The sequence below is a fragment of the Tenacibaculum sp. SDUM215027 genome, assembly GCF_050566205.1.
GTDB lineage: Bacteria > Bacteroidota > Bacteroidia > Flavobacteriales > Flavobacteriaceae > Polaribacter.
The window spans coordinates 1,086,677-1,106,818 of sequence record NZ_JBNXUE010000001.1; the positions used below are offsets into that span (position 1 = coordinate 1,086,677).

Sequence of the window (20,142 nt, forward strand, 5' to 3'; positions counted from 1 at the left end):
TAACTACTGGTGTTATTAGAAAGCTAAACCGTACTCTCGAACTTTTCCTTTTTTACCTAAGCTATTAAACTTCCAACTAAACCCAAGCATAAAATATTGTTGTAATACAGTACTTTCAGAGTCTTCTATATAGTTTGAAGTAGCTCTACGTTGAGCGTTGGTGTTTTGATTCAGTAAATCATACGCTTTTAAGCTAATAGTACCTTGATCTTTTAAGATAGAGTAGGCGAGAGTAGCATTCCAAAACCAAGCAGCTTTGTTAAACCCAATCACATTGGGATTATATGTATAACGAATGTCATTTCTCCATTCTAACTTTTTAGGAATATTTGTTTTAGTTCTTATATTAACAGAGTGTCTAGTGAAGTCTTGGTTTTGATTTTGGTTAACATCATACTTCGTGTTTGAAAAAGAAATACGATACTGTGTTTCTATAGAAGCCAGTTTATCCCATTCTAAAGTGATTCCAAAATTTGGGGTTAAGGAAGTTGTTTTAGCGCCTTCCTTTACGTTATTTAAAATATTAAAGTTTTTATTGGAACTAATGTTTCCACCTGCTCTAAATTTAATACTAGCAATGGAGTCTAGCCTTACTTTTTTTGTATAATTACCACCACCCCATAAATCATAACCACCATCATTGTTTTCGTAAGAGGTTTTTCTAACTAAATCGTCGTCAATAGAGGTATTTGTTATTACTTGATTTTCATAAAGAGTACCACTTATATAAAACCAAAATCCAGTACGAGCCTGCCAGTTAAATTTGTTAAAGTTAATATATGCTCTGTGATTTTGAGCTGGTTTTAAATTTGGATTACCTGTAACAATATTAGAAGGATTAGTTACATCAGAAAAAGGTTGAATTTGGTTAATACTAGGAGCATTGTTATTTAAACGATAGTCAAAATAAACAGATGCTTTAGAGTCAAATCGATACCTGAAACTAGAGTTAAGGTCTAAGTTGTTGTACTCTTTTTGTAAGCTTAACTCAGGGCGTAACTTGTCATTGTTTTCTAGTGTTCTGTTTATAAAGCCAGTTCCGAAATTAAAACGCCATTTTTTAGTTCTGTATACTAATTCTAATGAAGGAGTTTTGGTAATATCATTATAGGTAAAATCAGAACTTAAGTCAGTATTGAAATCGCTGTACTGTTGTGTTGTGTCGTTAAAATCAAAGGTATTTTCTTTGTTTTCTCGTTCATTACGTTGATAACGGTATTTTGCATCTAAAAAGAATTTTTTAGCAACTAAAGGAAAACGGTAGGTGAATTGTGTAGTAATTCCAGTTAAATCATTCTCAATAGAGCTTTTTTGGTCTCTAATTTCTGTACTAGGAGAGCTACCAAAAACTTCAATAGTAGATTTATTGATTTCTTCCGTATCTGATTTATCAATGCGGTTTGTAATAGAACCTTTTATGAAAGAACCATTACTTCCAATTTTTTTTGTAATGTCTAATCTGTTTTCAAAGTTGTTGGCTTCAGATGTAGCATAAGCTGTACTTGTATAGTTATTGGTAAGTGTATTGTTTTCATCTAAAGATTCTTCTTGTCTATGGCTACTGCCTTCACGTTTATTAAGAACAAAGGTAGGTCTAATATTAATTAAAAGAGTAGAATCTATTTCGATGTCAAACTCAGTGTCAAAACTATGATTGTGATTTTCATCATCTGAAGTAGTAGTGGAGTTAGAAAAATACTTTCTATCAGGAAGCGTATATTCTCTATTACTTTTTGATTCATTGTTAGAGTTGCTTCCAGAGTAAAAATAATTAGCATTTACATCTAAACCTTTGCCAAACTCATCGGCATAGGTCGCTCCTGCGGTTTTTGATTTTATAATACCACTACCGCCGCCAAAACGCCTTCCATTAATGCTAAATCCGCCGTTTCCACCTATCCAAATATTACCACCGCCACCAAACATTTTTTGAATTTCTCCAAAACTGAACCCAGGCGAGTTAATATTGTTTGTGCTGGCTAACACACTAAAACGTTGGTTGTTATCAAAACGATTCACCATTGCGGCACCTTCAAATCGTTTGTCAGTCCCAGCGCCACCAGATACTCTACCAAACCAACCTTTATTATTTTCTTTTTTTATAGTTAAGTTGATGGTCTTGTTATTGGCATCTCCATTTTCACCAGTAAAAGCTTCAGATTTGGATTTAGTATCAGTAATTTGAACCTTTTCAATAATGTCTTTTGTTAAGTTTTTAGTAGTAATACTTGGATCGTTACCAAAGAAAGGTTTACCGTTAACCAATATTTTATTAACCTCTTTTCCGTTTACAGTAATTTTTCCATCTTCATCAACTTCAACACCAGGTAACTTTTTTAAAAGATCTTCAACGTTAGCATCTTTTTTAGTTTTAAAAGACTTTACATTAAATTCTAAGGTGTCTTTTTTAACAGTGATTGGAGCTCGTGACTGAATAACTACTTCGCTAAGTAAGTTGCTTTCTTCTTTCAATAAAATTGTGCCTAAATCAAGATTAGAGGTTTTGTCTAGTTGTATTGGTTTTGAGTAGCTGTCCATTCCAACATAAGAAATAAAAAGTTTTACATCTTTACTGAAAGATTTTCCTTCTAAGGAGAATCTTCCTTTGTTGTTAGAAATAGTGTAGGTAACAATAGAACTGTCTTTTGCTTTTTCTAGATGAACTGTTGCTGCATCTATAGCAGTTTTATCTTTTTCTGAGTTAATCGTACCTGTGATTTTAAACTGATATGATTGAGCAAAAATTGAATTGATAAGTAATAGGATAAAAATAAAAAGTAGTTTTTTCATTATATTATAGCAATATGATTTTCAATGAGCTACAAATAAAGAGAAAAAACTACTTTTTAATAGTTAAATATTGTTAAACTTATTTCTGTCTGAAATAAATACTAATTGGAACTCCGTTAAAGTTATAATGTTCGCGTAATTGATTTTCAATATAACGCTTATAAGGATCTCTAATATATTGAGGTAAATTAGCAAAGAAAGCAAACTGAGGTGTATGTGTTGGTAATTGCATACAGTACTTTATCTTTATGAATTTACCCTTGGTTGCTGGAGGCGGATTGTGTTCCATAATCTCTAACATCGTTTCGTTTAGCTTACTTGTTTGAATACGACGTTTTCTGTTTTCAAAAACTTCAACAGCAGTTTCAATAGCTTTAAAAATACGTTGTTTAGTTAATGCAGAAATAAATACGATTGGAACATCAGTAAAAGGGGCAATAGCTTGACGAACTTTGGCTTCAAAATCACGCATAGTATTGGTTTCTTTTTCAACCAAATCCCATTTATTTACTAAAATAACAACACCTTTTCGGTTTTTCTCTGCTAACCAAAATATTTTTTCGTCTTGCCCTTCAAAATCACGAGTAGCATCAATAACTAATATAGCTACATCACAATGTTCAACTGCACGAACAGCTCTCATTACTGAGTAGAACTCTAAATCTTCTTTTACTTTTGATTTTTTTCTAATTCCAGCCGTATCAACTAAATTGAATTCAAATCCAAAACGATTGTATTTTGTATCAATAGAATCTCGAGTAGTTCCTGCAATATTGGTTACAATATTTCTGTCTTCACCAATTAGAGCATTGATAAATGATGATTTTCCTGCATTAGGTCGACCAACTACAGCAAAACGAGGTAGTTCATCTTCTTTATTTTCATCTTCATCAGGCTTAGGGATTTCTAGTGCTATGGCATCTAGTAATTCTCCTGTTCCACTTCCATTGATGGAAGAGATAGTATAGTAATCTCCTAAACCAAGGTTGTAAAACTCTACAGCATCGGCATCACGCATTGCGTTATCAACCTTATTAACTGCCATAAATAGCGGTTTTTCAACTTGACGTAAAATTTTAGCAACTTCTGCATCCATCGGTGTAATACCTTGCTCAACATCAACTACAAAAACAATAATATCAGCTTCGTCAATAGCTAACTGAACTTGTTTACGTATTTCTCCTTCAAAAATATCATCAGAACCAATGACATAACCACCTGTGTCGATTACAGAAAATTCTTTTCCGTTCCATTCAGATTTTCCATAATGGCGGTCTCTTGTAACTCCGCTAACAGAATCAACAATGGCTTCACGACGCTTTACTAGTCGGTTAAATAAAGTGGATTTACCTACATTTGGTCTTCCTACAATCGCAATAATACTCATTTTGCAAAAAATTTGTGCAAAGATACAATTTAGTAGGTGATTTGTAATGAATTTTAGATAGTATATAGTTTTCGCTATATTGTTGGCTCTTAATATTTTATTTTAATGGATGATAAATTGTACAATCAGATTTTTTTAAAACCTCGTTTTCAATTAGAATATGAAATAAATTCTCAGGTTTTATTAGAAGAGATAAAGAAGCATTTAAGTGATGTTTCTAAGTATAAAATGAAGGTTGTAGATAATCATGTAGTGATTGATGTACCGGAAAAAGAAGCTCATTTATGGTCACCTCAATTACATATTGAAATAGAAGAGGTATCAGATACTTCGTCAATCATAAAAGGATTGTTTGGTCCAAAACCTCAGGTATGGACTTTTTTTATGTTTCTTCACTTTTTGGTAGGTACAGCTTTTGTAATTTTTGCCATCGTAGCTTACAGCAACTGGTCATTAAAAAAAACAACAATGCTACCAGTTGTGATGTTAGTTGTTTTACCTGTCGTATGGGTTGCGTTATACTTGGTTGGTAGTTTAGGTAAATCAACAGGAAAAAAACAAATGGATGAATTGAAAGAATACACCAAAAAGTTGTTACGAACGATTAAAAGAGACTAATCTTTGTATCCGAATCGTTTTAATTGACGGTCGTTAGAACGCCAATTTTTATTGATTTTTACATATAAGTCTAAAAAAACTTTCTTGTCGAAAAATTGTTGAAGATCTTTACGGGCTTCAGTTCCAACACGTTTAATAGCACTTCCTTTATGACCAATAATAATTCCTTTTTGAGTTTCACGCTCTACCATGATAACAGAACGTATTTTTATGATGTTGTCTTCTTCAATAAAACTTTCAGTTTCTACTTCTACTGAATAAGGGATTTCCTTTTTATAGTGTTGAAGAATCTTTTCACGAATTTTTTCATTCACAAAAAAACGTTCGGGTTTATCTGTTAATTGATCTTTTGGGTAAAAGGGAGGAGCCTCAGGTAAAAGTTCAATTATTTTGTAAAAAACGCTATCAACATTGAATTTCTCTAAGGCAGAAATAACATAGACAAAAGAGTTAGGTACTTTCTTTTTCCAATACTCGATTTTAGCCTCAACTTCTTCTTGGTTGGATTTGTCAACTTTATTCAGTAGTAAAATTACAGGAATTTTACTATGAATAATTTTATTAAAGAAGGCTTCGTTTTTTAATTCCTTTTCACCCACCTCTACCATGTAAATAAGTACATCGGCATCTTCAAAAGCAGATTTAACAAAATCCATCATAGATTCTTGTAACTCATAAGCAGGTTTTATGATTCCTGGAGTATCAGAAAAAACTATTTGATAATCTTCATTATTCACAATACCTAAAATACGATGTCTAGTAGTTTGAGCTTTCGAAGTAATAATAGATAGCTTTTCTCCAACTAGGGCATTCATCAAGGTAGACTTTCCAACGTTTGGGTTCCCAATAATATTTACAAATCCTGCTTTATGTGTCATGATGCAAAGATAGGTTGTTTTATGTAAGAAGTATTTATTTTTTATACGCTTGTTATTTAGGTGAATATATTTATATGAAAAATAAATGCTTTTTTATTTGGGTAGAACAAGAAAAAGGATGTATATTTGCAACCGCAAATCGCGGGATAGAGCAGTAGGTAGCTCGTCGGGCTCATAACCCGAAGGTCACAGGTTCGAGTCCTGTTCCCGCTACTAAGCAAAAGCTTTCGAGAAATCGAAAGCTTTTTATTTGTGATAGATATAGAATCATAGCGTTTTCGATTTGATATTTTTTTGGATTACAAATTCTATTTATTTTGTAATTAGAAATCCGCTGTAGATATGTTTTAGTGCTTAAACATACTTCCTATGAATTTTATTTCAAGTTTTAAAAAACCTAAATAGATATCTTATTTTTGTTTTGTCTCCATTTGGTTACATTCTGCTGAATTGTATTAATACTAGCATTGACTTCTTCTGTGGCTTGAGTATAACCTAGTCATAAATATCTTTTATCATATTTAAAAGAGAACTGTTTTTATTCCAGAGTTATAGTTCCTGATGTTTCAGGGCTATGTTCCTTTATACTTAGATTGGTGCCCTGTGTTTTTTAGGGGCAATGTTGTTCTTTTTATTTTATTTGTTAGGGAGGAATTCCTTTTTTAGAATCAAAGTAAGAATTATTGGCTTTTTATTTGGGTGGAACAAAGAAAAAGACGTATCTTTGCAATCGCAAATCGCGGGATAGAGCAGTAGGTAGCTCGTCGGGCTCATAACCCGAAGGTCACTGGTTCGAGTCCAGTTCCCGCTACTAAGCAAAGGCTTTCAATTTTATTGAAAGCCTTTTTTGTTTTGTGTCTAGTTGTTTAATGTTAAACTTTTTTTAATCTTTTGTGTTTTAGCTAATAAAGGCATTACATTTACAGGTTTAAGATAACGCAACTAAATAAAAACAATGAGAAAATTATTTTTAATCCTATTACTGGCTACTGTTAGTACTTCATTTGCTCAAGTACATGACCCAGTAAAATGGAATACTTCTGTAAAAAAGATATCAGATAAAGAAGCTGAGTTAGTAGCTACCGCAACGATTCAAAAAGATTGGCACTTGTATTCTCAAGAGATTCCACAAGGAGGACCAATTCCAACCTTATTTACTTTTGAAGGAGATACCAAATACTTGAAAAAAGGAAATACCAAAGAAGAAGCAGGACATGTAGTGAATGATCCAGTTTTTGAAATGAAAATAAAGTATTTCGATACTAAAGCTACTTTTTCTCAGAGAATTCGTTTAAAAACCACAGAGAAATTTACTGTTAAAGGAGCAGTAGAGTATATGGTGTGTACAGGAATGAACTGTTTGCCACCAAAAGAAGTAGAGTTGACTTTTAATGTAAATTAATCCTTTTTCCCCTTAATATGATGAAAAAAATACTAGCATTTTTGCTTTGTTTTATTGTTGGGTTTTCGGCAATGAGCCAAATTCATAATCCAATAGAATGGAAAACGAGTGTAGAGAAAATTTCTGAAACAAATTATAACCTAGTTAGTACAGCAATAATTCAAGGAAGTTGGCATTTGTATGCACAAGAAGTTCCTAGTGGAGGACCAATTCCAACAACTTTTACCTATGATGATGACGGAGGGAAAATTAAAATTGTAGGAAATACAACAGAGCCTAAAGGAGAAGTTAAGTTTACAACACTTTTTGGTGAAGAAGGAATGAATATTAAATCCTTTGCACAGAAAGCCGTTTTTAAACAAGAAATAGAGTTAGTAGATGCTAGTGTAAAACAAATTAACGCTTTTGTAGAGTTTATTGCTTGTACTGATGAGATGTGTTTACCTCCAAAAGAGATAGACTTAGTATTTGATTTATCTAAAGCTATAGCTATTAAAGCTTCCGCTGATAAAACAAAAGAAACAAAAACAACAGATGTAGCAGCTTCAAAAGGTTCTGAAAAAGAAGAAAAGAAAGGTCTTTTAGGAATTTTCTTTATAGCTTTTTTATCAGGATTTGCAGCGCTATTAACTCCGTGTGTATTCCCAATGATACCGATGACAGTAAGTTTTTTCACGAAACAAAGTAAAAGTAAATCACAGGGAATAAGAAATGCAATTATCTATGGATTATGTATTGTTGTAATCTACGTATTGTTAGGGTCTGGAGTTACCTTTATTTTTGGAGCAAGTGCTTTAAATGCACTGTCAACTAACATTTGGTTTAACATAATTTTCTTTTTAATCTTGGTGATTTTTGCAGTGTCTTTCTTGGGGGCTTTTGAAATAACTTTACCTAGTTCATGGGCAACTAAAGTAGATTCGCAGGCAGATAAAGGAGGGTTAATTGGAATCTTTTTCATGGCGTTAGCCTTAGCAATTGTTTCTTTTTCATGTACTGGACCAATTGTAGGAACTTTGTTAGTGGAGGCAGCTTCAAAAGGAGGAACAGCGCCTATTGTAGGTATGTTAGGTTTCTCCTCAGCAATTGCTTTGCCATTCGCGTTATTTGCAGCTTTTCCAGGGTGGTTAAATTCATTACCAAAATCAGGAGGATGGTTGAACACAGTAAAAGTAGTACTAGGGTTTTTAGAATTAGCTTTAGCATTTAAATTTTTATCAAATGCTGATTTAGTTTTACAGTTGCATTTCTTAGAAAGAGAAGTGTTTGTTGCTATTTGGATTGCAATTTTTGGAGCATTAGCATTTTATTTATTCGGAAAAATACAACTACCCCACGATAGCCCAATCACTCATATATCTGTTGGAAGATTAAGTTTAGGACTAATAGTGTTATCATTTACTATTTATATGGTTCCAGGATTATGGGGAGCACCATTAAACCTAATTAGTGCATTCCCACCACCACAACATTATAGTGAATCACCTTACGGTGTAGGATTTACCAAACAAGTAGTTGTAAGTTCAGGAAATCAAGAAAATGGACATGAAAATTTACCTGAAGGAGCACATTTAATGCCTCCTCATGATATTATGTCGTTTCATGATTATGATAAAGGTTTAGCTTATGCTAAAAAAGTAGGAAAGCCAGTAATGTTAGATTTTACGGGGCATGCTTGTGTAAACTGTAGAAAAATGGAGCAAAATGTTTGGGTGAAACCAAAAGTTTTAGACGTGTTAAAAAACAAAGTAGTGTTAATTTCTTTGTATGTAGATGACAAAAGACCATTAGAAGAAGATGAGGTTGTTGAGTCAAAGTTAAATCCTGGTAAGAAATTAAAATACATTGGCCAAAAATGGAGTGAAATGCAAACCATTAAATACAGAGCAAACTCACAACCATTTTATGTGTTAATGAACCATGATGAATCAAATATAATTGATCCGATAGCTTATACGCCAGATGTAGATGAGTATTATAATTGGCTTGAAAGTGGTGTTACCAGTTTTAAAAAATAATTAAAAAATTACCGTATAAATGAAAAGCACTTTAGATTAATCTAAAGTGCTTTTTTGTTGAAGTAAGTTTTATCAAAGTTATATAAAATAATGTAAGAGGTTCTTTTACAGTAGCTGTTTTGAAATTATCTATAAAATTTGTACCTTTGTATGATATGGTAGATACTACACACGAGAAAAAAAATCAACGAGTTTTTACATTCAACTACCTTGTGTTCCGTAATCAATCGGACAAATTTATCCCACCAGGGTTCTAAATTAAGTTTATAATAATTTTCTCTTTTTGAGGGAAGATTCTCTAATATATTTAAAAACACTTTGTAGAGCTATTTGCCAGTAAAAAATAGATTTATAAAATGTTTTTTTTGACCTTACGAGTATCGGTTTATAGATAATCGTACACTTTTCGAAAAAGTATTCCGCATTAATAGACAAACACCAAATAAAAATAGGTTTTGTATTACTGCTATTTAAGTTTCAATAGAGAAAGAACTAAAGAAGCTTATAATTATTACATACCTATTCTTTTTTATAAAATAAAAATTATGACAATAAAAACTTACGATGCATTTAATCGTATAACCCCTTTAGAAATAGAAAGAGTAACCAATTTTTTATACAAACACCTTGAAAAATATGGAGACGAAAAAACAGCGATTCGTAAAGCAATAGACTATGCAGCTAAAGAGCGAACAGGACTAGGAGGATATGTTTTTACAATAGAAGATAAAGGTGATATTGTAGGAGCGGTGATAATAAATAAAACAGGAATGGATGAATATATTCCAGAAAATATTTTAGTCTATATAGCGACTCACAATGAGTATAGAGGGAAAGGAATTGGAAGAAAAATAATGACACATGCTATTGAAAACTGTAAAGGAGATATTGCCTTACATGTAGAAAAAGACAATCCAGCTAAGTTTTTGTACGAAAAGCTAGGGTTTACCACTCCGTATTTAGAAATGAGACTAAAGAGATAATATGAGACAGTTAAAAATAATAAAACAAGTTACCAATAGAGAGTCAAAATCTATTGAGAAGTACTTACAGGAAATAGGTAAGATTGATTTGATTACTGCAGATGAAGAGGTTGAATTAGCTCAAAAAATCAAAGCAGGTGACCAACGAGCACTAGAAACCTTGGTAAATGCTAACTTACGTTTTGTTGTATCTGTAGCAAAGCAATATCAAAATCAAGGATTACGACTTTCAGATTTAATTAATGAAGGTAATATAGGGTTGGTAAAAGCAGCAAAACGTTTTGATGAAACACGTGGATTTAAATTTATATCGTATGCTGTTTGGTGGATACGTCAGTCTATTTTACAAGCTTTGGCAGAACAGTCTCGTGTAGTTCGTTTGCCATTGAATAAAATAGGAAGCATTAGTAAAATTAACAAGGCAGTATCTAAGTTAGAGCAAAGCAATGAGCGTATGCCTACACCAGAAGAAATAGCTAAAGTTTTAGATATGACAGTTTCTGATGTAAAACAGTCTATGAAAAACTCAGGAAGGCATATTTCTATGGATGCACCTTTAAAAGAGGGGGAAACATCAAATTTATATGATGTTATGAGAGCTTCAGAAGCACCTAAACCAGATAAAGACTTAATGCAAGAATCATTACGATTAGAAATTAGCAGAAGTTTGGAAACGCTTTCTCCAAGAGAGTCGGATATCATAAAACTATTTTACGGTTTAGAAAACTACCGACCTATGAGTTTAACTGAAATAGGTGAAACTTTTGATTTAACAAGAGAGCGAGTACGTCAAATTAAAGAAAAAGGAATTAGAAGATTGAAACAAAGATCAAGAACTAAAGTGCTACAAACTTACTTGGGTTAGTTTCGGTTTTTTTTTTTTTGCCTTAAAATATAAGTCAAAAAGATACAATCATGTTAATAGTACAAATAAAAGAAGATGAGAATATCGACAGAGCAATTAAACGTTACAGAAGAAAGTACAGAAATACGATAGTATTACAAGAAATAAGATAAAGAAAAGAATATACAAAACCACCTGTAATCAGAAGGAAGCAATTAAAAAAGGCTCGATATAAGGAGCTATTTTTATTAGAGAAGGAAAAATAAAATATGGATATACACTTTGTTGATTTATTAATTTTTATAATATATCTAGTTTTTATGTTAGGAGTAGGAGTTTACTTCATGAATAAAAACAAATCAAAAGACGATTACTATGTAGGGGGAAGAAATATGTCAGCAGGTCATATAGGGCTATCTGTTGTTGCGACCGATGTAGGAGGAGGATTTTCTATAGGTTTAGGAGGTCTTGGTTTTTTAATGGGACTCTCCGGTAGTTGGATGCTTTTTACAGGGTTATTAGGTGCTTGGATAAGCGCCGTTTTTTTAATTCCAAAAGTATACCCCATAGCAAAAAAACATAATTTCTTAACCTTTCCAGAATCTTTAGCTTTTCACTACAATGCTAAAGTAGCACTAATGGCGGGGATTATTTCGCTAATAGGTTACATTGGTTTTACCAGTTCACAAATTTTAGCAGGAGCAAAATTAGCATCAGCTACATTTCCATCAATATCTATAACCAATGCGGTTTTAATTATGGGAGTAATTGCAGTGGTGTATACAGTTATTGGAGGAATAAAAGCAGTGATTTATACAGATACTATTCAATGGATAATTCTAATGGTAGGATTGATAGGTATAGGAATTCCTATTGGCTATACGGAAGTAGGAGGGTGGAATGGAATTCAAGAAGTGTTACCTGCCAGTTTTTTATCACTAACAAATGTTACGTTTATTGATATGTTTAATTGGATAATTACCATAGTACCAATTTGGTTTGTTGGAATGACTTTATATCAACGAATTTATGCCTGTAAAGATGAAAAAACAGCAAAAAAAGCTTGGAGAATAGCAGGATTGTTTGAATATCCAATAATGGCATTTATGGGAGTTGCTTTAGGACTGTTTTCAAGAGTAGCCTATGAACAAGGAATGTTTGCTAGTATAGGATATGCACCAGGAGTAGAATTAGATGCTGAGTTAGGACTTCCGTTGTTATTAAGAAGTATTTTACCAGTAGGTTTAATGGGGTTAATGATGTCGGCTTATTTTTCAGCAATTATGTCTACAGCAGATAGTTGTTTAATGGCAGCTTCAGGAAATTTAACAACAGATATTTTTGGGTATTTCAAAAAGAGTATCAGTATAAAAAATTCACAATTGATAACCTTTTTAATAGGAGGTTTAGCGATTGTATTGGCAACAAAAATGCAAAATGTATTAGAGTTAATGTTGTATTCGTATGCTTTTATGGTATCAGGTTTGTTAGTCCCTGTTTTAGGAACATTATTACTGAAAAAACCATCGCCAATTGCCGCCTTTTACGCTATGATTTCAGGAGGACTTACCACTTTACTATTAATTATCTTAGAGGTAAAATTACCTTTTGGTTTGGATGCAAATTTCTTTGGAATTACATTGTCAGCCATTGTGTTTTCAATAATTCAGTTAATTAACAGCCAAAAAACATGGAAAGCCTAAAGGATACTTTAGAGAAGATTAGAAAAGAATTACATAAGTTTCCTGAAGTTTCTGAAGAAGAATATGAAACAAAAAAAAGAATACAAACTTTTTTAGAGGAACATACTTCTTGTGAGATACTACCAGTAGCTAATACAGGATTGTTAGCAATCTTCAATACAAATAAAGAGGGTAAAACAGTTATGTTAAGAGCAGATATTGATGCGTTACCTATTCAAGAAGTAAATACTTTTGAACATAAATCTGTAAATGAAGGAGTTTCACATAAATGTGGGCATGATGGGCATACAACAATTTTACTAGGAGTAGCGAAACTACTTACAGAAAAACCTTTACCTAAAGGAAAAGTAGTATTGCTTTTTCAACCTTCGGAAGAAAATGGAAGAGGAGCACAGTCTGTCTTAAAAGATATTTATTTTAAAGAACTCAATATAAATTATGCCTTTGCACTACACAATTTACCAGGTTTTACCAAACAAGAAATAGTTGTAAAAGAAAATGAGTTTACAAGTAATGTAAAAAGTGTTATAATTAGTTTAAGGGGAAAAACAGCACATGCAGCAGAGCCAGAAAAAGGGTTTAACCCAGCTAATGCTATTGCTGAAATTCTTCATTTTGTAAAACAAGAAACTAAAAACATACCTGAAGACACTGATTTTTTCTTAGTTACTCCAGTGCACATAATTATGGGAGAAAAAGCCTACGGAGTATCTGCTGGGTATGGAGAAGTACATCTTACTTTACGAAGTTGGAGTACAAATTTAATGGAAGAGAAACAAAAAAAACTTAAACAACTACTTCGTGAGCTTGAAGAGAAAGAAACTTTGAGCATTAATACTTCTTGGTTTGAAGAGTTTTATGCAAATAAAAATGACAAAGAAGCCGTTGAGTACATAAAAAAAGCAGCAACAAACCAAGGATTGTCAATTAATGAAATAAATACTCCGTTTAAATGGGGAGAAGACTTTGGGTTGTTTACGCAACAATATAAAGGAGCTATATTTGGGCTAGGAGTAGGAAAGAATACGCCAGCGCTACATAACCCAGATTATGATTTTCCTGATGAAGTAACAGTAACAGGAGCACAACTATTTTATAATATTTTAAAAGAAGTTCAACAATAATGACTCATACATCGTATTTAGAATTATCTGAATCAGCTATAAAAAATAATATTAACTTTATACGTGGAATAATAGGAGATAATACTGTTTTTTCATCTGTAGTAAAAGGAAATGCTTACGGTCATGGAATAAAAACCTACTGTATGTTGGCTTATAAGTATGGTGTAAGACACTTTAGTGTTTCTGACGCAAATGAGGCTTTTGATGTAAAAAAAACACTACCTTTTGAAGATGTAACGATTATGATAATGGGAATGATTGAAAACAGTCAGTTACCATGGGCTATAGAAAACGGAATAGAGTTTTTTGTTTTTGAAGAAAATAGGTTACAAAAAGCAATTGAAGCGGCAAAAAAAGTAAAAAGAAGAGCTAAAATTCATTTAGAAATTGAAACAGGAATGAATAGAACAGGATTTGTTCCTAAAGAAGTTATAAGAGTTCTTAATTACGTTGAAAAACATAAAGAATTTATTGAAGTAAAAGGAATTTGTTCTCATTTAGCAGGAGCAGAAAGCATTTCAAACTATAAAAGAATAACTGACCAAAAGAAGAAATTTAAAAATGTAAGAAAGAGAGTAAAAGAACTTGATTTTTTTAATCCAACATACCATTTAGCAAGTTCAGCAGCTACAATTAGATATCCGACGACAAGGTTGGATTTGGTAAGGGTTGGTATTTTACAATTTGGATTTTTTCCAACAAAAGAAATATTAGTGCATTATTTAACCAAAGAAAAAATAGTAGAGAATCCGTTAAAAAGAATTATATCTTGGAAAACAGAAGTAATGGACGTTAAAACCATAAAAGCAGGTCAGTTTATTGGTTATGGTACGTCATATTTCACAAATCAGGAAACTAAGATAGCAATTATTCCTGTGGGGTATTCTTCAGGGTATAGTCGTTCTTTGAGTAATAAGGGAAAAGTTTTAATAAGAGGACAAAGACATAAAATAGTAGGAACCATTAATATGAACATGATGGCGGTAGATATAACACATGCCGATACTATTGAAAAAGGAGATGAAGTTGTATTAATAGGAAGCCAAGGAGATGTAGAGCTAACAGTTTCATCGTTCAACGACTCGATACAAATCATCAATTATGAACTATTAACAAGACTTCCTGAAAATTTACCAAGAATAATAACAAAATAATTATGGCAGAATTAATTATACATTCTGAAAGAATAAAAGACAACATAAAGAAGTTAAGTGGTTTTTTTGAAGAAAATCATATTGAATGGAGCTTGGTGACAAAAGTGTTCTCAGGTGATAAAACATTCTTAAGAGAAATTTTAACTCCTGATGTAACTGAAAAAATTAACTCTATTGGGGATTCTAGGTTAACAAGTTTACGAAACTTAAGAGAGGTGAACCCAAATTTACGAACTATATACATAAAACCTCCCGCAAACATTTATGCAGATGATGTTGTTGAATATGCAGATATTTCTTTAAATAGTTCTTTATCCACTATAGAGTCGCTAAATAAAGCAGCTAAGAAGAAAAATAAAATTCACAAAATCATTATTATGATTGAAATGGGTGAATTAAGAGAAGGGGTAAAGAGAGTTAATATTTTAGGGTTTTATGAAAAAGTATTTAACTTATCTAATATTGAAGTAATAGGTATAGGTTCAAATTTAGGGTGTATGTATGGAGTAGAACCTACATATGATAAGCTATTACAATTATCATTATATAAAGAGCTTATATCAGCCAAATTCAACAAGGATTTAAGATATGTTTCTGGAGGTACATCAATTACATTACCGTTAGTAGAAAATGGAGTAGCTCCTAAAGATATTAATCATTTTAGAATAGGAGAAGCAGCCTTTTTTGGTGTAAGCCCGTTAGAAAATAAACGATTTCAAGACCTACATACGGAAACATTTGAGTTTTATGCCAATGTAATAGAGTTAGAAAAGAAGAAAATAGTGCCTGATGGTATTATTAGTGAAGCAAGTATTGGTCATACTTCAGAATACGATGAAAGTGATATACAAGAAACATCTTATAAGGCTATTTTAGATTTCGGTTTATTAGATGTAGATAAAGATGATATTGAAGTAGAAGATAAAGACATTTCTTTTGTTGGGATAACTTCTGATATGTTAGTAATTGATGTAGGACTGAACAAAGATGAATCAGGAAAAATAAAGTATAAGGTAGGTGATAAGGTTAAGTTTAAGCTTAGTTATATGGGAGTTGCTAGACTCTTGATTTCTAAATTTATAGATAAAGTTTACGTAAAGGATATTTAAAAGTCTGTTTTTTATTGTTTGTTTTAAAAAAAACTCAAGAGCTATTATTTTAGTTTCTTGAGTTTTTAATTTAGTTAAAGCGTTCAACATTAAAAGGAGTAATATCTAAACTTGTTTTTTTATTGGTAATAATTTCAGAAACTAATTTTCCAGTAGCAGGTCCTAAGCTCCAACCCATCATGGCATGTCCTGCGGCTACAGTTACATTTTTAATCTTTGAAATTCTACCAATGTAAGGCAAGCCATCAGGAGAGCATGGGCGTAAGCCACTCTCAACCTTATCTATTTCTTTTTGACTGATGTTTAAATTGCTGTAATAATTTTTACTAGCATTAACTATAGCATGTACTCTCTTCTTATTTATTTTGTTATTGATACCAGCAATTTCCATCATGCCTCCAAAACGTGTAAAGCCATTCATTGGAGTTACCGCAACTTTAGCCTCCGTTAAAATAGCTGGAATAGTAATACCTGTATCACTTTTTACATTAATACGATAACCTTTACCTGCTTGAACAGGAATATTGATACCTAATTTTTTAGCTAGTTTTTGTGTCCAAGAGCCTGTAGTTAAAATAAATTCATCAGCAACAATAGTGTTGTTTTTTGTACTAATTGATTTTACTTTATTGTCAGAAATATGAAAATCTAGAACTTCTTCATTAGACAAAAAGGTAACATTATTTTGTTCTAAATACAACTTCAATTGTTTCATATATTCACTAGGAGTCATATGAGCATCAGAATGGTAATATACAGCCCCTTTAATATCCAATTGAATATTAGGCTCAAGTTTTTGAGTTTCTTCTTGAGTTAAATGTTCAACCTTTAACCCTTCTTTTATACCGAGTTTTCCAACATTCCATTCTTCTTCACCCATTTTATCAGTTTTATAATACATCATTAACCCTTTATGCTGATAATAAAAGTCAAAATCTTTTGAAGCCTTTATTTCTTCGTATAATTCTCTGCTGAATAAATTAATGTCTTTAATAACAGGAATAGAAGCATTGACTTTAGTATGTGTTGCAGATTTTTTAAAAAACCAAGTCCATTGTAAGAAGTCATAATCTAAACGAGGTTTAATAGATAATGGACTAGTAGAACTAAGCATCCATTTCAATCCTTTTGTAATCATTCCTGGAGCTGCCAAAGAAACTATATGGCTAGGAGTAATAATACCTGCATTAGCAAATGAAGCTCCTGATGAAAAATCTGATTTTTCAACTACAGTTACTTTGTGCCCTTCCTTTTGAAGGTAATATGCGGAACTTAAGCCTATAATTCCACTACCGATAATGATAATTTCTTTATTCATAAAAGAATCTCTCGACTATGCTCGAGATGGCGTGTTGTTGATTATATAATATTAAATAACTTGAAAGCCATGAGCATAAGGATCATCTTCATCATCAATAATTATGGTATTGTATCCGTATACTTTTGCCCATCCCTGTATACTTGGAATGATGGCTAACTTACCATCTAAGATAGTTTCTTTTTCTACTCTACCAATAAACTTACTCCCAATAAAACTTTCATGAATAAACTTTTCATTAAGTTGTAGCTTCCCTTTAGCGTATAACTGTGCTAAACGTGCTGAGGTTCCTGTACCACACGGACTTCTATCAATTGCTTTATCACCATAAAAAACAGCATTTCTTCCTGAGGAACTTGGGTCAATAGGGTTACCAGTCCATAACATATGTGTTACATCTCTAATAGTATCATTTTCTGGATGGATAAACATATTAGGATATTTTTCATTGATTCGTTCTCTAACTACTTGTGAGTATTGAATAATTTTAGAAGCAGTAAAATCGTGAATTCCTGAAAAGTTTTTTTGAGGATCTACAATTGCATAATAATTTCCGCCGTAGGCAACATCAAAAGTAATTTCTCCTAATTCAGGACAATCTATTGTTAAGCTTTCAGCAGCTAAATAGCTTTTTACATTAGTTAGTCTAACCCAATCGACTTTTTTGCCTGTTTGTTGATACTCAATTTCAACCAATCCAGCTGGTGCTTCCATCTTAATTTTTCCTGGAATTTTAGGAGTTACTAAACCTTCTTCAATAGCAATAGTAATAGTTCCAATAGTTCCATGACCACACATAGGTAAACACCCAGAGGTTTCAATAAATAAAATAGCAAAATCATTTTCTGGATTGTGAGGCGGAAATAAGATAGAACCACTCATCATATCATGACCACGAGGCTCAAACATCAAACCTTTTCGAATCCAATCATATTCTTTTAGGAAGTGCTGACGTTTTTCACTCATGTTGGCTCCTATTAAGTTTGGACCTCCACCAGTAATTACCCTAACAGGGTTTCCACAAGTATGTGCATCAACGCAAAAAAAAGTTTTTTTCATCTTAAATTGAATTGCCAGCTTGTATTCTGTAGTAGAAAAAACCCTTCAAATTTTTCTGTTTAGGAAAGACGAAGCTGGCTTTATTTCAATTTCTTTAGATGCTCCAAAAGTAAGGTTTTGTACTCAGAGATTTTCTAAAGAAATTATTAAATTTTGTTATATTATTCCACCTTTTGTTAGTGTACCGTTAAGAGAACGTAAAATATGTAAAGGGTTTTCGTTTTTTAGTTCTTTAGGTAATATTTCGTTAGGCCAATCTTGATAACTGAAAGGACGTACCCAACGTTTAATAGAGTTAATTCCTACAGCAGTGAATCGACTATCTGTTGAAGCAGGATAAGGGCCTCCATGAACCATAGATGGACAAACTTCTACTCCGGTAGGTACTCCATTAAAAATAATTCTTCCAATTCTGTTTTGTAAGGCAGCAATTACAGTTGGATAATTTGCTACTTCATTAGCATCAGAAATTACTGTTCCAGTAAGTTGTCCTTCTAAACTTGAAATGATTTTTTCTAATTGTTCTTCGTTTTCACATTGAACAACTATAGAGTATGGTCCAAATACCTCTTGATGTAAGGTTGGATTATTTAAAAATGTTTTCCCTTCAACAGTTGTAACAACTTGTGAAGCATAGTTAGTCTGTGTTTTTTCTTCATAATTTGCAACTACAGTCAACCCTTCTTGATTGATAGCTTTAGTTTTATTACTCTCATAAGCTCCAACAATATTTGGGTGTAGCATACAAGTTGGATTGATTTCTACAATTTTATGTGCTAGTGAATTGATGAAACTTGTTAAGTTTTCTCCTCTTAATCCTAAAATTAAACCAGGATTTGTACAAAATTGTCCTGTACCTAATGTAATAGAGCCAGCATAAGTAGTCGCTAAACTTTCTGTTCTGTTTTTTAATGCTTTAGGGAACATAATTACTGGGTTTATACTTCCCATTTCAGCAAAAACAGGAATTGGCTCTTCACGTTTTGCAGCTAAGTCTAATAAAGCTCTACCACCTCGAATACTTCCTGTAAATCCAACTGCTTTTACCTTTGGGTGAGCAACTAACTGTTGCCCCACTTCAATACCACTAGAGTTTAAGTTAGAAAAAACACCATTAGGCATTCCAGTTTTTTCTGCGGCTTTAATAATTGCTGAAGCTATAAGTTCACTAGTACCAGCATGCATTGGATGTGATTTTACTATTACAGGACAACCAGCAGCTAATGCAGCAGCAGTATCTCCACCTGCTGTAGAATAGGCAAGAGGAAAATTACTAGCACCAAAAACAACCACAGGTCCTAATGGAATATTCATTTTGCGCAGGTCAGATTTTGGATTTGGCTCCCTATTAGGAATAGCGGTGTCAATAGTAGCTTCTACCCATGAACCTTCTTCAACTAAATCAGCGAAAGAGCGTAATTGAAATACAGTTCTTCCTCGTTCTCCTTTTGCGCGTCCTTCTGGTAAACCAGATTCTGAACAATAAGTTTGTATTAATTCATCGTCTAAAGCTAAAATTTCATCAGCAATAGCGTTTAAAAACTCAGATTTTTTCTTGCCAGAAATAGTTCTATACTCTTTAAATGCTTTTGAAGCTAAATCGACAGCTTTATTTATTTCTTCTTGAGTTGCTTCTGTAAAAACATGTTTATTTTCCTGATTTAATTCAGGGTTGAATGTTTTATACGTTTTATTTCCTGATGCAATTAATTGATTTCCTGTATAGTTTTTTCCTGTAATCATATTTTAATGGAC

16 protein-coding genes and 2 tRNA genes are annotated in these 20,142 nt (G+C 32.3%); 12 read left to right on the forward strand and 6 right to left on the reverse strand.

Annotated elements, in window-relative coordinates; translation table 11 throughout:
* Positions 1-15: 15 nt before the first annotated feature.
* Together ACQYZ7_RS05135 and der are read right to left on the reverse strand one after the other, a co-directional pair.
* Entirely contained in the window at positions 16-2,790 is a 2,775-nt protein-coding gene (locus ACQYZ7_RS05135; RefSeq protein WP_430728695.1) for an outer membrane beta-barrel protein, read from the reverse strand.
* Between the two features lie 79 nt (positions 2,791-2,869).
* A complete protein-coding gene (der, locus tag ACQYZ7_RS05140) occupies positions 2,870-4,177 on the reverse strand; it encodes a ribosome biogenesis GTPase Der (protein ID WP_430728696.1) in 1,308 nt (435 codons plus the stop codon).
* 105 nt (positions 4,178-4,282) lie between these two features.
* On the opposite strand from der, the gene ACQYZ7_RS05145 reads away from it, so the two are divergent.
* Positions 4,283-4,795, forward strand: coding sequence for a GTP-binding protein (locus ACQYZ7_RS05145; RefSeq protein WP_430728697.1), 513 nt, complete (start codon positions 4,283-4,285; stop codon positions 4,793-4,795).
* On the opposite strand, the gene era is transcribed toward ACQYZ7_RS05145, so the two are convergent.
* Positions 4,792-5,673, reverse strand: a complete 882-nt coding sequence (gene era, locus ACQYZ7_RS05150; protein WP_430728698.1) for a GTPase Era — start codon at positions 5,671-5,673, stop codon at positions 4,792-4,794. The two genes, ACQYZ7_RS05145 and era, sit on opposite strands and share 4 nt — an antisense overlap.
* 140 nt (positions 5,674-5,813) lie before the next feature.
* Here era and ACQYZ7_RS05155 point away from each other — a divergent pair.
* The 11 genes from ACQYZ7_RS05155 (at position 5,814) to ACQYZ7_RS05205 (ending at position 16,010) form a co-directional block, all read left to right on the forward strand.
* Positions 5,814-5,886 (forward strand) — tRNA-Met (locus ACQYZ7_RS05155).
* 525 nt (positions 5,887-6,411) lie between these two features.
* Positions 6,412-6,484: transfer RNA gene (locus ACQYZ7_RS05160), tRNA-Met, on the forward strand.
* A 144-nt stretch (positions 6,485-6,628) separates the two neighbouring features.
* Positions 6,629-7,075, forward strand: coding sequence for a protein-disulfide reductase DsbD domain-containing protein (locus tag ACQYZ7_RS05165; RefSeq protein ID WP_430728699.1), 447 nt, complete (start codon positions 6,629-6,631; stop codon positions 7,073-7,075).
* Between the two features lie 20 nt (positions 7,076-7,095).
* Positions 7,096-9,093 (forward strand): protein-disulfide reductase DsbD family protein, encoded by a 1,998-nt coding sequence (locus tag ACQYZ7_RS05170; RefSeq protein WP_430728700.1) that lies wholly within the window; start codon positions 7,096-7,098, stop codon positions 9,091-9,093.
* 545 nt (positions 9,094-9,638) lie between these two features.
* Positions 9,639-10,076: a GNAT family N-acetyltransferase gene (locus tag ACQYZ7_RS05175; protein ID WP_430728701.1), complete on the forward strand. Its 438-nt coding sequence runs from the start codon at positions 9,639-9,641 to the stop codon at positions 10,074-10,076.
* 1 nt (position 10,077) lies between these two features.
* Positions 10,078-10,941 carry a sigma-70 family RNA polymerase sigma factor gene (locus tag ACQYZ7_RS05180; RefSeq protein WP_430728702.1) on the forward strand — a complete coding sequence of 288 codons (864 nt, stop codon included), beginning with the start codon at positions 10,078-10,080 and terminating at the stop codon, positions 10,939-10,941.
* 50 nt (positions 10,942-10,991) lie between these two features.
* Positions 10,992-11,093, forward strand: a complete 102-nt coding sequence (locus tag ACQYZ7_RS05185; protein ID WP_430728703.1) for a small ribosomal subunit protein bS21 — start codon at positions 10,992-10,994, stop codon at positions 11,091-11,093.
* Between the two features lie 96 nt (positions 11,094-11,189).
* Positions 11,190-12,623 carry a sodium:solute symporter family protein gene (locus ACQYZ7_RS05190; protein ID WP_430728704.1) on the forward strand — a complete coding sequence of 478 codons (1,434 nt, stop codon included), beginning with the start codon at positions 11,190-11,192 and terminating at the stop codon, positions 12,621-12,623.
* Entirely contained in the window at positions 12,611-13,747 is a 1,137-nt protein-coding gene (locus tag ACQYZ7_RS05195; RefSeq protein WP_430728705.1) for an amidohydrolase, read from the forward strand. Before ACQYZ7_RS05190 ends, ACQYZ7_RS05195 begins: the two co-directional genes overlap by 13 nt.
* Positions 13,747-14,901 (forward strand): alanine racemase, encoded by a 1,155-nt coding sequence (alr, locus tag ACQYZ7_RS05200; protein WP_430728706.1) that lies wholly within the window; start codon positions 13,747-13,749, stop codon positions 14,899-14,901. The genes ACQYZ7_RS05195 and alr overlap by 1 nt, the downstream gene beginning before the upstream one ends.
* 2 nt (positions 14,902-14,903) lie before the next feature.
* On the forward strand, positions 14,904-16,010 hold the full coding sequence (locus ACQYZ7_RS05205) for an alanine racemase (RefSeq protein ID WP_430728707.1): 1,107 nt from the start codon (positions 14,904-14,906) through the stop codon (positions 16,008-16,010).
* Positions 16,011-16,080: 70 nt separating this feature from the next.
* On the opposite strand, the gene ACQYZ7_RS05210 is transcribed toward ACQYZ7_RS05205, so the two are convergent.
* The 3 genes from ACQYZ7_RS05210 to ACQYZ7_RS05220 form a co-directional block, all read right to left on the reverse strand.
* Positions 16,081-17,328: an NAD(P)/FAD-dependent oxidoreductase gene (locus tag ACQYZ7_RS05210; protein ID WP_430728708.1), complete on the reverse strand. Its 1,248-nt coding sequence runs from the start codon at positions 17,326-17,328 to the stop codon at positions 16,081-16,083.
* Between the two features lie 51 nt (positions 17,329-17,379).
* Complete coding sequence (locus ACQYZ7_RS05215; RefSeq protein WP_430728709.1) at positions 17,380-18,387, reverse strand: 4-hydroxyproline epimerase; 1,008 nt, start codon at positions 18,385-18,387, stop codon at positions 17,380-17,382.
* A 156-nt stretch (positions 18,388-18,543) separates the two neighbouring features.
* Positions 18,544-20,130, reverse strand: a complete 1,587-nt coding sequence (locus tag ACQYZ7_RS05220) for an aldehyde dehydrogenase (NADP(+)) (RefSeq protein ID WP_430728710.1) — start codon at positions 20,128-20,130, stop codon at positions 18,544-18,546.
* Positions 20,131-20,142: the final 12 nt, after the last annotated feature.